Raw genomic sequence first — 12,574 nt, forward strand, 5'->3', positions numbered from 1 at the left:
TTATAAATATCCAACCCAAAGCGAATTCAGGGAGAGAACATGGTAAGCAAGTTACTTGCATTGGAGGCCTATCCAAAACTGCGAGACCTGGACTTCCGCATACTCAGAGGGATAGAGCTCAATATGCGTCACCACAAGTGGGTCCCTCTGGAGGACATAGCACGCTTTGCGAGGGTTGATATTGAAACAGCCTCGTTCCGCCTCGGAAAGCTCGACGACTGGTCGCTTGTCAAGAGAAAGAGTGACATCGGCTACATCGGTTACCAGCTGACGATACACGGCTATGATGTTTTAGCCATAAGGGCACTGGCGAAAAAAGGCGTTGTAGAAGCGATAAGCACGGCACAGATAGGCGTTGGCAAGGACGCGGATGTTTACATTGGCATAACATCAGGCGGAGAGAAAGTTGCCGTCAAGTTCAACCGCATAGGCGGGAGAACGAGCTCCAGAAAAGCTGGCTACCACGGAGTAGTCTTTCAGGATAAGCACCATACGAGCTGGCTCTACGTTTCGAGGTTGATAGCCAAGAAGGAATATGAGGCACTGACTCTGCTCAGCCCTATAGCCAGAGTTCCTAAGCCAATAGCCTGGAACAGGCATGTTGTGGTGATGGAGTTCGTGGAAGGAACTGAATTAGCGGAGCTCCGTGACACAGATTTAACCCGAGAAGAAGCGGAGCGTATACTTGACCGCGTCCTCGAGGAATATCTCAAGATAGTGCGCTTTGGAATAGTGCACTCCGACATGAGTGAGTTCAATATCGTCTTAACAAGCAATGACGACGTTCTAATAATCGACTGGGCACAGTACCTGACGACAGCCTATCCTGAAAGCTACGAGCTTCTGAAGAGAGACATAACAGTTCTCCTTAACGCCTTCAGGCGAAGGTGGCGCATCGAGAGGAAGTTTGATAATGTGTGGCCGGCCTTTGAGGAGGCCTGGAACGAGAGTAGGGGGGAGGCAAATGGTTATTAAGTACGAACCTCTCAACAGACGGGAGAGAATAGTGAAACTTTTTAGAGAGGCCATAGAGGCCGAGAACGTGAAGGATTTGAATGCCGCCAAGAGGAAGCTCGATAAGATAATGGAGCTCGCTAAGGACAAAGAGCCAGAGTTCTACTTCGAGGCCTGCTTCAGAATGGCAGACGTCTTTGTTCAGGAGGACAACTACCGTGGGGCTGTTAAGTGCGCTATCAGGGGTATATACCGAGCTCCAAGTAGGGACCTTTACAGGCTCGGCATCAAGAGATTAGGGGATCTCCTGTTTATTATGAAGAAAGAAGGCAGGCTCCGTGAACTGGCCGAGAGTATGGAAGTCACGCTTAGCCTCGTAAAGGATGACGAAGAGCTGCACCGTTTCACTCAAGCTCTGGTGAGGCTCGCGAAGGGAGAAAATGTCAAGCCAGACTTCTCGCTGAAGGAATTCAACGAAATTATAGAGGCACTTAAAGAATAGAGTCGAGGACTCTTTTTACGTACTCTTTTTCTGGTCTTAGAGGGAAGTTGTAAGGCTCCTTTTTGGGCCTCTCATTGTAGTAGGGTCTGTTGCAGCCAGGACAGCCGTGGGTTGCAAAAACATCAGGAGGAACTATCTCAACCAGCTCTTCTTTGGGAATCCCAAAGCTTATTAGCGAGCCGTTCACGTCGAACTCGAGATCATCCAGCCCGATAATTCCTTCCCCAAGCAAGTAGTTCGCGAGCTGAATCTTTCTGTAGCGTTCGAGGCTGGGCGGTTGTGCGGTCCCAAGGAGTGTTCCCCTAATTGGAGTGAATGCAAAAAGCGAGACCTGGGCACCCATAGAATAAGCCTTTGCTATGGTTTCAACTGCCTCTCTGTCAGTCTCACCAAGGCCAATTATCAGATGGACAAAAGCCTTACCATCACCAAAAACTTCGATGATATCCTCAGTAAAATCCCACATATCGTCCCACGAGTAAAGAGAGTCCTTAATCTCTGGATAGAGCCTCTCACTAGCCACGTCAAGGCCAACACCGATGTAGTCAACGCCAAGGGCTTTAAACTCTTCCAAGATTTCCCTATCCACTGGTGTTATGGAGACGGAAATGGGCAAGCCCAAAGGCCGGAAAAGTCCGAGGAGTTCAAGAACATCGTCCACTAGCCCTGGATGATCGACCGTCTGAAGGCAAATTCTGGCAAAGTTCCCATCGGAAAGCTTCTCCACGACCCTCTCAACCTCGAAAGTAGGCCACGTCACACGGGAAAGTCTGCTTAGATCCGCCCTGCTCTCCCTTGCCTGGGGACAGAAGGCACAGTTGTTCCTGCAGCGGCCATCGTAATGTGTCATGAGGTAAGCGGTGGTTGGTCTGGCGAGCATCCTAGCATTGATTAGACCCATCGCTATAGCCGTCCCATAGGAGACCCTTATCAGCACCCTCATCCCCCTGTGGAGTTTTTACCATCTTTTAAAAGCCTTGGCAACTGGGCAATGAGAAGGGACAGCGCCATTATGATGGGTAGGAGCGGAAACACAGCGGTGTAGCCTTTGAGCTGGGCGACGTATCCAAGGACTATTGGCCCAGTCAAGTAGCCAAGGTCAAAGAACATCGTATAGACACTGGAACCAAAGGTTCTTATCCTTTTTGGCAGATTCGCCAATGCCATCATCTGTAGGGATGGAACTGCCAAACCGAAGCCGGCTCCAAGTATGGCGGCGCTAGCGTAAGCCCAAGGTGGCTCGGTGTATAGGGCCAGTAGAATATAGGCTATCAGAACACCGCTCAGGCCGACCGTTGCCACCGGCAGGGGGCCCCTCCTGTCAGCCTCCTTCCCACCGAGTACCCTCGTCAGAAGACTGGTCCCGCCCATCACGCTCGCGTAGAGGCCAAAGACGCTCGTTCCAAGGTCGATAGACTTATAGAGGGCCGGAAGGAAAGTACTCATCCCACCGTAGGCAACCGCCATAAAAAATAGGGCGAGCGAAGCGGCCACGAAGAAGGGCTTGAGCAGAGCCCTGTACTGCGGCTTTTCGTGCCTCTCATGGTGCCGAAGTTCAGCCCTACCTTTGACCTTAGAATACGCTAAGAGAACGAAGCCTATAGCTGTTATTGAAAGTAGCACTGTGAGCAGGAAAGCCGCCTGAAAGCCAAGTAAATCTGCCACGAAGCCACCTATGGCAGGCCCCATAAGGTTGCCAAAGGAGAACATCATCCCACGCCATCCAAGGGTCTCTCCAATCCTTCCCTCAGGGGCTAGGTCTATAGCGGAGGAGAGAGAGGATGGAAAGAACAGAGCCATTCCGAAGCCATGAACTGCCCTGCCAATGGCAAAGATCATCAGATTGTCAGTTAGGATCGAGACAACGTAGAGACCACCCGCAAGTGCGCCGAAGAAAGATCCAAGAGCCATCATCTGAAAACGCAGGCCCCTGTCGCCGAGGACTCCCCCCAAGGGCTTGGATACCAACGCCACTATTGAGGCTATCGCCGCAATCATTCCGACGACGAACGGATCAGCGCCGAGGGTCATAGCTAGGGGGGAGATTAGAGGATTGACTACCGCCATTCCAAGGAAGAAGAAAAACGTTGAAGCGTGGAGGAACCAGATATCCCACTTTCCCATTCAGACACCTGCGTGAGGTTCTTCCATTCCTTCTTTCATGAAAGCGTAGCTCATGTGTTTGGTGTTCTTGGCGAAGCCAATGTTTCCGCGGGAATCAACCATTATGATGCCCATGGTATCGGGGCCAAAGTACCTTGTGGCAAGGCTTATCGCGGCCTCGCTGGCAGCCTGAGCATCCATTCCCAAGCGGACGAAGTCGGTCGCGCTCTTGGCCAGAGCCAGCTTTATAGCGACCTCACCGAGGCCAGTACAGGAAGCCCCGGCAACTTCGTTAGCGTAGGTTCCGCCTCCGATTATCGGTGTATCACCAACGCGGCCGAACATCTTGAGGAAAACGCCGCCGGTTGATGTACCAGCCACAACCTCCTCGCCGTCGAAGGCAACCGCACCAACCGTGCTCCTCAGGACTTCGGGATACTCCTTAATCAACTCACTCAGCTTCTTCCAGTGCTTTACTTCTCCAGTTTCAAGGAGCTTCTTCCTGAGCTCTTCCCACTGCTTGAGTCTCTCCTCTGTCCTCGGGTCGTACTCTTCAAAGCCCATCAACCGGGCGAACTTAACAGCACCCTCTCCACTGAGGATAACGTGATCGGTCTTCTCCATTACCTTCCTCGCAACGCTTATGGGGTTCTTAACGCCCCATATCCCGGCAACTGCACCGGCTTCAAGGGTTTTGCCGCGCATTATTGCCGCATCCATCTCGACCTTGCCGTCGAGGGTCAGGACGGAACCAGTTCCGGCGTTGAAGATAGGGTTATCCTCAAGAGCTTTGAGGGCCTCCTCAACGGCATCCAAAGCCGAACCCCTCTTCAGCTCGCGCCAGCCGGCAAGAACAGCCTCTCTAACACCTTCAATAACCTTTGGAATACGTTCCTCCTTCCTTATGGTACCAGCACCACCGTGAACTATTATCGCGACCATGAGAATCACCGTAGGCAATGAATCTCGAATGGTTAAAAGAGTTGTGGAAACGAAAAGATTGGAACTTCAGCTCAGCGCCATGTTGATTATAGTTTCACCTATGTTCTCCAGGTACTCCAGAATCCTGCGGTAGCTCTCGAGGGCTATTGAGCTGCGGTAGTCAATGGAGCGTATTTCCTCCTTGAGCTCGAGCATCAGCCGGTCTATTTTACCCAGATCACGCTCCTCTATCTGTGCCATCATCTGACTGAACTTTTCTTTGAGGTACGGGACGTTTATCTCGCTCGGGTTCTCGGCTATGCGCGTTATGTGGTCACCGATGCGCTCGATGTTCCTGACTATGAACAGTATGCCAAGAAGATCGAATGTCCTCCTGATTATGCCACTCTCCTCTGTGACGCCTCTTTTGGTGAGGAGCCTGTTGACTGCACGAATTATGAGGAAGTAGAATCTGTCGAGCTCATTCTCGAGGTCATTAATGTCACGGAGTATTTCTTCCTCCCCAGGCGCGGCTATAAGCATCTCAAGATCACCGAGCATAGAGATTATCAGTGAGCGTATCCTGTTGAGAAGCTCCGCAAGATTGACCTCCTCCTCATCAAGAAGGCTCTTGGCAACCATTCGCTGAGGCTCGTCGAGAATTATCTCAACACCAGGAAGGCTCTGGAGAACCTTGCGTATTTTGACCTTATATATTGGCATCTCCTCGGCGAGATGTATCTCGAGAACGTCATAGCCCTGAATGTACGCCGAGATGACAAGTCTCACTGCCATGTCTGGTGAGTACTCACGCGAAATCTTGAGAATCTTTCTCTCACTTACCTCCCTCGGCTCCTTTGGAAAAATCGTTATGCTTCCGTCGGGATTTATAGCTAGAGGAACGACGTCGCCCTGCTTCAGGTTGTGCTCCGTAACCCATTTCTTGGGTAGAGAAATTATGTAGGAGCTCCTTCCGGTAAATTGAATCTTCCTGAACTCCATAGATATCACCGTCGGTATATAGCTAACTGGGCATGTATAAAAGGCTTCACTTCGACAATCTTATAAACGCTAAGATTTAGATTGCAAACATGCTTGGAGAGTACACCAAGGACGCCAAGGTGCTCATACTCGCGAATGCCGCTGGACAGCTTTTCCTCCAGTTCTCGATATTCATAATGCCGTTTTACCTGACCGCCCTCGGCTACGACATGGCCCAAATGGGAACGTTCTTTTCAATCCAGACTCTCGTCGGGGGCCTCTTCTTCCTCATAGCAGGCCAGATTTCGTTAAGGATGGGATACAAGAAAACCCTAATACTAAGCGCTCTCTTAGGACTGACTGGAAGACTCCTACAGGTGCTCGCAATTAACGATTACGTCCTTGCCCTCGGCTTCTTCCTGGTGGGCGCAAATATGGGGCTCAGACAGCCCAACTTCTCGGCACTCCTCAGTGAGGAGGTAAAGGAGGAGCAGAGACACCATGCATTCTCGATAAGCTTTGGGCTGGGAACACTGTTCAACGCCCTTGGAGTCCTCATAGCGGGCTTTGCCCCCGAGTTCTTCATAAGCCTTGGACTGACGGAAAGCCTAGCCTACAGGCTTGTCGTTTCGCTCGCGCTCCTTCAGTTCGTCCTGGTTATTCCTGCGCTCCTCATAATCAGCGACGTCCCAGTTAAGAACCCGAAGATAGACTGGAACCGTGAGCTGATAATCAAGATACTCAAATTCTCCCTGCCGAGCGCACTAATAGGTCTCGGCGCGGGGATAACAATACCATACATGAGCCTCTACTTCAAGCTCCAGTTCGGACAAACGCTCGCCGCGATAAGCGGCATCTTCTTCTTTCAGCAGCTCGCGATGGGTCTCGGTTCCTTCGGGCTGCCAAGGCTTGTCGAAAGGATAGGGCCCGTTAAGGTCATAACGTCCTTCCAAAGCTTTGCAGCCTTTCTCTTCCTGATATTCCCATCGATAGAGACGTTTTTGCTGGCGGCGGCGCTCTACATACTCCGCTCCATACTCATGAACATAGTCTGGCCCATAAACGACTCCTTCATGATGGGCTTCTTCAGTACCGAGGAGAAGGCGACCGCGGCCGGAATAAGAAGGGCCTTCTCAACCTTCATGCGTGGCGCTGGAAACTATATAGGTGGTCTCCTCTTCGGCATGTCCTTGAGCTATCCATTTTACACAACGGCGTTCCTCTACATAGTAGCGACGGTGATTTTCTATGCATTTTTCATAAAACACAATAAGTGAAAATCAGCGGGCAAGCTCGATGCCCCTTTCCAGGGCTTTGAAGTTTACCTCCCAGAGCTTTTCGCGGAGGGTGGCCTTTATACCTCCGTAGATGCTCTCCTTCTTGAGGGGAATCAGCCCTTTGCCGTAGGCGTAGCCGAGCATGAGGACGCCCAGCGTTTTTGGGTTTATTTTGTCGGCTTCCTCCTGGAAGTTGAGCATGTCAACGGAGCAGATCCTACCGATGGCATCCTTAATTTCATCGAGATCAGGGTACTTCTCCTTGCCAACAAGGGTTGTTGCCGTGTGAATTGGATAGGCGTTGATTATTGCGTAACTGTTTTTCCCAAGGAAGCGGGCGTTCCTGAGGGCTTCTGCAGGCTCGAGGGCGAGCATAAGGTTCGCTTTTCCCTCCTCGATGAGCGGGGAGTAGACTTCTTCGCCGAAGCGAAGGTAGCTGAGAACGCTCCCATACCTCTGGCTCATTCCAAGAGTTTCACCGATTCTAACGTTGTATCCCTCGGCCATAGCGGCGTTCCCGACTATACGCGAGAGAGTCAAACCACCCTGACCACCGACTCCAGTGATTATGAAATTGAACTCCATGAGCACCACCGTACATACTTAGATCCAGAGAAATAAAAAACCTATTGTCGAGAAAATTCAAAGAATCTCCGTGTCTTTCGAAAGAAATGTACATTCAAGCGGCAAATATTTAAAGAATAATGATAACCTCCAACCATGAGCTTCGAGAAATATTACACAGTCTTCAAAGCCTACAGCGATATATATTCCAATGAATATAAGAAAAGGATCAAGACGCTGGAGCCGCTGCTTCTCAAGCACATGACTCCCAGAGGAAAAGTTCTTGATCTCGCCTGTGGCGTGGGAGGCTTTTCTTTCCTGCTCGAAGATCTCGGGTTTGATGTTGTAGCCCTTGACTCAAGTGAGTCAATGCTAGAAAAAGCCAGGAAGTTCGCAAAGGACAAGATGTCCAGAGTTGAGTTCGTTAAGGGGAACGCAGAGAACCTTCCCTTTGAGGACAATTCATTTGAGTACGTGATCTTTATAGACAGCCTTGTCCACTTTGAACCAGCCGAGTTGAATGTGGTCTTCAAAGAAACTGCAAGGGTACTCAAACCGGGCGGAAAGTTTATCCTCCAGTTCACAGATCTAAGAGAACTTCTCCCGGTTCTAATGAGTGGTCAGGTTGTGGGAACAGAGTACTGGATAAGCAGGGTTCTTCCAGATCCAGAGGAAAAGACCGTCGTTATTGAGTTCCAGAGTGAGAATGACCATTTCCGAATTCGCTTCAACGTGTGGGGAAGAACTGCCGTTGAACTCCTCGCAAAGCTCTATTTCAGACAGCTCCACAGTGAAAAGCTCAACGAGCATAGCTACTTCCAAGTGTACACCCCAAAAAAGTGATAAAATCAGGCCTCCATGCGGAGGCGCTTGATGACGAACTCCCTGTTCATTGAAGCGAGGAGCGGTGCCAGTTTTGGACCTCTGTCTTTACCAATGAAGAGATTGTAGAGCACCTTGAACCATTCTTTGCTCGGAATGCTGCGCTTCTTGGCCGCGTCGAAGATAATATTGTTGAGCTCATCGACGGTGAAGCTTTCGTTGGCCTCGAGCCAGTTGGCCACCTCCTCAATAGCATCCTTTATCTCAGGCGTAAGCTCAACCTTCGGCGGCTTTTCTAGGATACTGAACTTAACGTTGTCTGGCGCGTACTTCTCGATCCAGTTCTTGGCCAATTCAATGCGGAGCCTTATCCTCCCGATGTCCTCCTCACTCAGTTCTCTGGGTATGTGTCCCTGCTCCTTGAGGACTTCAATTATGCCGTCCTCGTCGAGGTGAGGCATCTGAACGAGTGTAACCAGGAACCTGAAAGGTGCCTGAGCGATGAGTCTCTCCGGAACCTTCGGCATCGAGAGCTCATAGGTTCTCTTGAGCTCCTCTTCCTCCTCGGGGTTCTTTGCGTGCTCAAGGCCAAAGTATATCCTCTCGACCTTATCAAACTCATCATAGAGGTTGAGCAGACCGAGGCCGAGGTCTATCTTAAGCTCCTTGTTGGGCCTGTGCTTGGCGTAGATGAAGCGAATTATACCGGGCTCAAGAACCTCGTAGAGGTCGCTGAGAAGAATCACGTTACCCTTGCTTCCACTCATCTTGCCCTTCTCTCCCTTTATGCCGACAAACTCGTACATGAGCGTTAGCGGAGCGGGCTTTCCGAAGACCTTCTCCACTATCTCGCTGCCAGTATCGTAGGAACTACCGGCGGCGAGGTGATCCTTGCCAGCGGGCTCGAAGTCCACACTGAAGTGTGCCCAGCGCATCGGCCAGTCAACACGCCAGCGGAGCTTGACGTTGCCCTCGCGGATGTCTGTTTCTCCCTCGCTTCCGCAGTGGGGACACTTATAGGCTACCTTCCACTCGCCGTCCCAAGAAACGAACTCAGCCTCCCTTCTGCACTTGGGACAGTAAACCATGACAGGCTGCCAGCTCTCTTCGAGAGGCGGCTGCTTGGCCCTCTCGCGGTACTTGTCGAGGATTGCCTTTATCTCGTTGCGCCTCTCCAGAGCAAGCCTGATGTCCTCTGCATACTCTCCCGACTTATAGAGCTCGCTCGCGTAGAGGAAGTCAGCCTCGATGCCAAGCTTGGCAACTTCTTTCTCGAAGAGGCTCATAAAGTGCTCGGCATAGCTATTGTGGCAGCCCCAGGGATCTGGAACCTCACGGACAGGCATGGTGAGGTATTCCTTCCACTCGCTCGGAACGTTCTTGGGAACCTTCCTAAAGCGGTCGTAGTCGTCCCACATGTGAATGTGGCGAACCTTCTTTCCCCTGTCTCTGAGGGCATGACCGACAATATATGCAGTGAAAAACTCCCTGAAGTTGCCTATGTGAACGTAACCACTCGGGGTTATGCCGCTCTCTACCACGTACTCCTCCTTGTCTCCCATTTCCTGGATGATCTTCTCAGCCATGTAGTCAGCCCAGTGCACCATTTTCTTCACCCGAGGTAGCTTGGTGGAGGGGCTTTTAAGTTTAAGCTCACTGACCCAATGACAACTAAAAGACGGAAAAATTTATAAGCATTGATAGTAAACAACTCAAGAGCGTAAAAAGGAGGTCTTCGAATGGAGTTAGAGCTCGAGAGGATGCAGGTATTCTTTCCGGCGTCGCTGGAGATACAGGAGGAGCTCCTTAAGGCGGGCTTTAAGGTACCCTACGACAAGGAAACCGGGAGAAAAACACCGGTCCCCGTTGTTGTCAGCTCAAGAGAGGGAAGAAAGCTTAGGAGGGACAGGCTGCTCAAAGCCAGTGACTTCGAAGAGGATGATAAATTCGCATTTGTGCCCGGAAGAAGGGCACTGGTCGATGTTGAAGCAACAGACAGGGGATTCCTAATACTGAAGCCGAAAGCCATAGAATACCATCTGGAGGACATGAACTTTGTATCAATACCTCCTAGAGTATGGGGAACATGGGCAAGCTTTTCTCTTCCATTCTCAGCCTATGAGGCGCTCATGGATTTTCTGGAGGAGTTCAGGGGTGAGGAGCCGAAGGGATTCTACTTGGCATCAAAGGGTTCGGGGAGGCGAATAGAGGTCTACACGTACAAAGGCAGGAGCAGGAAGGATTTAGGCATACCCGTCTTCGGCTACGCGCTCGGCCTCCATGGGCTAACTTTAGTCGAAGAATACCTAAAAGAAAAAGCCGAGGAGAACGACATCCCGGGGGAGAGACTGCGCTATCTGAAGCTCGGCCTCAGGAAAAGGAGGGAAACAAAAGCCGGACTAAAGGTTGGAATAGTCTGGGAAGATGGGAAGCCTGTAGAGATAACGATGAAGCTCTCCACGACTGCACCCAGAGTCCGGATTCAGGGACTCTACGGCGAGCTAGTGGGAAAATCAAGGGGAGAGCTCGTTAAAACCGATGAGTGGTACTTTGTGGTACACGCCAGCGACCTCTACTGGGGTCTCAGGATAGTCCGGTCGGCTTTCGGCAGCTAGCTAAAAACACTAAGGCATTGAGCGAAAAGCATATTAACATTCTTTCATTTTTAACTTCAGGTGGAATCAAATGGCCTCGTGGCCCATCTACACAATAATCGCCGCGACGTTTATACTCGCCGCTATATGGCTAACACGGCATCTAGGAGAAGACTACGCATGGATCAACAGAAAAATCATTCACTTCAGCATTGTTCCAGCAGTTCTGATGTACTATCAAGGCTTGATCCCAAAGGAGGTCTTCAGTGCTGCAGCCTTTATCTTCGGCGCCTTTCAGCTTTGGCCGCACCTGAAGAACAGCGAGTTTTCGTGGTATCAGATCAAGCACAACTACGGAGAGGTCTTCTTTGCATTCTCTGCTTCAGCTGTTGCGTTTTTCCTGCCTAGAGAGTACGCAACGGCACTGCTTTTGGCCATGGCAGTAAGCGACGGAGTTACAGGGATCATCAGGCATCACTATTTCAAACGGCATGGTTTCAACGTCAAGCTCAAGAAGCACTGGACCGGAAGCCTTGGCTACGTAGTAACTGCCACGATAATAGCCTTCGCACTGCTTGATGGAGCAACAATAATGAAAATAGCATGGGCAGGAATTCTGATGCTTGCAGAGTACCAGCCCTACGTGGATGACAACTTGGCCGTTCCACTCGTGGGAAGCGCCCTCTTTTGGGCGTTTTAGCTCGCCCATCTGACCTTCAGACTGTCTTTCTTTACCTTTTTGAACTCCTCGACGAGGGCCTTTCCGGTTTTCTCCATGAAGCCGCCGATGTCCTCGATGCCGAGCTCCTTAAGGCCAATAGCCTCGACGCCCTCGGGAATTCCCTTTGCCTCGACATTAATGCCTATGTGGATCTTGATGCTGACAGGTGAAACGGTCGCTATTGATATGCTGAGTTTCCTCCCGTTAACGTAGATGTCGTCGCCCTTCCTGATGGTTTTGATACCGTAATCACCAAGAACTTCACAGAGTTTGGCCATGAAAAGCTTCTGAAGGGCCGAGGCAAGCAGGACATTGGGAAAGTCGAAGACCTCGATGATGTAGTGCACCATATCGTCGCTCTTTATCTCCTTGTTCTGCCTCAGATCCTCGATGTCAATCATCTCTTCCACTTTCACATCACACTTACCGCGGAAGACAACGAGTGAGTTGCCAAGTATTCCAAAGTTCCTATAAGTCCAATGGCTCTGGATTGCAGAACCGTCGTAGTCAATACGCTTGTCCTTAACTATGAGCAGCTCCATCACAAACCCTCCAGCAGTTTTTTTTTTCAGCTCGTCTAAACCTTTAACGTCCATCCACATATAAATGAAATGAATCTTTAAAAAGACTTCATCGACATGAGCGTTCTGTCATCTACGTAGATTACTTCCCCGATTTCGTGGCCAATCGATTGGAGCTCTTCGATTGTGCGAAGTATCATGTCGACCTTGTTCGGATGCCCCTCGATTTTAGGGAAGAGGAAGTAGTCCCACAATCCAAAACCCTCAAGAATTGGCCTAACCTTCTCTTCAAGATTCCAGCTAGCTATGCCGAGTATAAAGCGCTCGCTCGCCCACTCAATGAACTCGCGAACTCCTGAAAACAGACGGAGCTCTTCACCGTGGCATCTACGAGGTAATCGTCGTAAAATTCATAGGGTGGAGTAAGGAGTGATGCGTCTTCGTGATCCCAGAGTGTGCCGTCCAAATCGAGAACGAGCAGGCTTCACTGCCATCACCGAAGTTAGAATCCACAGGCAAGTTTTAACAATTGCGATTGAAGTGCACAGAAGCGCGAGAAGTTAAGGGCTTTGAGGACCGTGCATAGGTGGATTGACCTATCAAATGCCCAGCCC

The 12,574-nt window shown here is 50.6% G+C and carries 14 protein-coding genes; 6 read left to right on the plus strand and 8 right to left on the minus strand.

The window, feature by feature from the left end:
• Positions 1–39 precede the first annotated feature (39 nt).
• Positions 40–975 carry a serine/threonine-protein kinase RIO2 gene (locus tag TON_RS07055; protein ID WP_012572350.1) on the plus strand — a complete coding sequence of 312 codons (936 nt, stop codon included), beginning with the start codon at positions 40–42 and terminating at the stop codon, positions 973–975.
• Positions 965–1,456: a hypothetical protein gene (locus tag TON_RS07060; RefSeq protein ID WP_012572351.1), complete on the plus strand. Its 492-nt coding sequence runs from the start codon at positions 965–967 to the stop codon at positions 1,454–1,456. The genes TON_RS07055 and TON_RS07060 overlap by 11 nt, the downstream gene beginning before the upstream one ends.
• Here the strand turns inward: TON_RS07060 and TON_RS07065 are convergent.
• The 4 genes from TON_RS07065 to TON_RS07080 all read right to left on the minus strand — a co-directional run bounded on the left by TON_RS07065 (position 1,446) and on the right by TON_RS07080 (position 5,482).
• Complete coding sequence (locus TON_RS07065) at positions 1,446–2,393, minus strand: radical SAM protein (RefSeq protein WP_012572352.1); 948 nt, start codon at positions 2,391–2,393, stop codon at positions 1,446–1,448. The two genes, TON_RS07060 and TON_RS07065, sit on opposite strands and share 11 nt — an antisense overlap.
• A 2-nt stretch (positions 2,394–2,395) precedes the next feature.
• Positions 2,396–3,580: an MFS transporter gene (locus tag TON_RS07070; RefSeq protein WP_012572353.1), complete on the minus strand. Its 1,185-nt coding sequence runs from the start codon at positions 3,578–3,580 to the stop codon at positions 2,396–2,398.
• The gene (locus TON_RS07075; protein WP_012572354.1) at positions 3,581–4,501 is read right to left on the minus strand and encodes an isoaspartyl peptidase/L-asparaginase family protein; all 921 of its coding nucleotides are present in this window, start codon (positions 4,499–4,501) and stop codon (positions 3,581–3,583) included.
• Positions 4,502–4,567: 66 nt separating this feature from the next.
• The gene (locus TON_RS07080; RefSeq protein ID WP_012572355.1) at positions 4,568–5,482 is read right to left on the minus strand and encodes a phosphate signaling complex PhoU family protein; all 915 of its coding nucleotides are present in this window, start codon (positions 5,480–5,482) and stop codon (positions 4,568–4,570) included.
• Between the two features lie 89 nt (positions 5,483–5,571).
• Here TON_RS07080 and TON_RS07085 point away from each other — a divergent pair, with 89 nt between their 5' ends.
• Positions 5,572–6,738, plus strand: a complete 1,167-nt coding sequence (locus TON_RS07085; protein ID WP_012572356.1) for an MFS transporter — start codon at positions 5,572–5,574, stop codon at positions 6,736–6,738.
• Between the two features lie 3 nt (positions 6,739–6,741).
• On the opposite strand, the gene TON_RS07090 is transcribed toward TON_RS07085, so the two are convergent.
• Entirely contained in the window at positions 6,742–7,323 is a 582-nt protein-coding gene (locus TON_RS07090) for an indolepyruvate oxidoreductase subunit beta (RefSeq protein ID WP_012572357.1), read from the minus strand.
• A gap of 135 nt (positions 7,324–7,458) precedes the next feature.
• Here TON_RS07090 and TON_RS07095 point away from each other — a divergent pair, with 135 nt between their 5' ends.
• Entirely contained in the window at positions 7,459–8,145 is a 687-nt protein-coding gene (locus tag TON_RS07095; RefSeq protein ID WP_012572358.1) for a class I SAM-dependent methyltransferase, read from the plus strand.
• Between the two features lie 5 nt (positions 8,146–8,150).
• Here TON_RS07095 and lysS read toward each other — a convergent pair whose 3' ends face one another.
• Positions 8,151–9,731: a lysine--tRNA ligase gene (gene lysS / locus TON_RS07100; protein ID WP_012572359.1), complete on the minus strand. Its 1,581-nt coding sequence runs from the start codon at positions 9,729–9,731 to the stop codon at positions 8,151–8,153.
• Positions 9,732–9,863: 132 nt separating this feature from the next.
• Between lysS and TON_RS07105 the strand changes: the two genes are divergently transcribed.
• Together TON_RS07105 and TON_RS07110 are read left to right on the plus strand one after the other, a co-directional pair.
• Positions 9,864–10,739, plus strand: a complete 876-nt coding sequence (locus TON_RS07105) for a hypothetical protein (RefSeq protein WP_012572360.1) — start codon at positions 9,864–9,866, stop codon at positions 10,737–10,739.
• 70 nt (positions 10,740–10,809) lie between these two features.
• Positions 10,810–11,418 (plus strand): diacylglycerol/polyprenol kinase family protein, encoded by a 609-nt coding sequence (locus tag TON_RS07110; RefSeq protein WP_012572361.1) that lies wholly within the window; start codon positions 10,810–10,812, stop codon positions 11,416–11,418.
• On the opposite strand, the gene TON_RS07115 is transcribed toward TON_RS07110, so the two are convergent.
• Positions 11,415–11,981: a DUF366 family protein gene (locus tag TON_RS07115; protein WP_012572362.1), complete on the minus strand. Its 567-nt coding sequence runs from the start codon at positions 11,979–11,981 to the stop codon at positions 11,415–11,417. The two genes, TON_RS07110 and TON_RS07115, sit on opposite strands and share 4 nt — an antisense overlap.
• Before the next feature lie 77 nt (positions 11,982–12,058).
• On the minus strand, positions 12,059–12,370 hold the full coding sequence (locus TON_RS10375) for an HAD family hydrolase (RefSeq protein ID WP_337998377.1): 312 nt from the start codon (positions 12,368–12,370) through the stop codon (positions 12,059–12,061).
• Positions 12,371–12,574: the final 204 nt, after the last annotated feature.

It is taken from the genome of Thermococcus onnurineus NA1 (genome assembly GCF_000018365.1).
GTDB lineage: Archaea > Methanobacteriota_B > Thermococci > Thermococcales > Thermococcaceae > Thermococcus > Thermococcus onnurineus.

What these genes read in the sequence shown, in the direction of transcription:
- TON_RS07110 (WP_012572361.1), top strand. Translation starts at nt 10,810, where the DNA reads ATGGCCTCGTGGCCCATCTACACAATAATCGCCGCGACGTTTATACTC.
- TON_RS07055 (WP_012572350.1), top strand. Translation starts at nt 40, where the DNA reads ATGGTAAGCAAGTTACTTGCATTGGAGGCCTATCCAAAACTGCGAGAC.
- TON_RS07075 (WP_012572354.1), bottom strand. Translation starts at nt 4,501, where the DNA reads ATGGTCGCGATAATAGTTCACGGTGGTGCTGGTACCATAAGGAAGGAG.
- TON_RS07060 (WP_012572351.1), top strand. Translation starts at nt 965, where the DNA reads ATGGTTATTAAGTACGAACCTCTCAACAGACGGGAGAGAATAGTGAAA.
- TON_RS07095 (WP_012572358.1), top strand. Translation starts at nt 7,459, where the DNA reads ATGAGCTTCGAGAAATATTACACAGTCTTCAAAGCCTACAGCGATATA.
- lysS (WP_012572359.1), bottom strand. Translation starts at nt 9,731, where the DNA reads ATGGTGCACTGGGCTGACTACATGGCTGAGAAGATCATCCAGGAAATG.
- TON_RS07105 (WP_012572360.1), top strand. Translation starts at nt 9,864, where the DNA reads ATGGAGTTAGAGCTCGAGAGGATGCAGGTATTCTTTCCGGCGTCGCTG.
- TON_RS07115 (WP_012572362.1), bottom strand. Translation starts at nt 11,981, where the DNA reads ATGGAGCTGCTCATAGTTAAGGACAAGCGTATTGACTACGACGGTTCT.
- TON_RS07085 (WP_012572356.1), top strand. Translation starts at nt 5,572, where the DNA reads ATGCTTGGAGAGTACACCAAGGACGCCAAGGTGCTCATACTCGCGAAT.
- TON_RS07090 (WP_012572357.1), bottom strand. Translation starts at nt 7,323, where the DNA reads ATGGAGTTCAATTTCATAATCACTGGAGTCGGTGGTCAGGGTGGTTTG.
- TON_RS07070 (WP_012572353.1), bottom strand. Translation starts at nt 3,580, where the DNA reads ATGGGAAAGTGGGATATCTGGTTCCTCCACGCTTCAACGTTTTTCTTC.
- TON_RS07080 (WP_012572355.1), bottom strand. Translation starts at nt 5,482, where the DNA reads ATGGAGTTCAGGAAGATTCAATTTACCGGAAGGAGCTCCTACATAATT.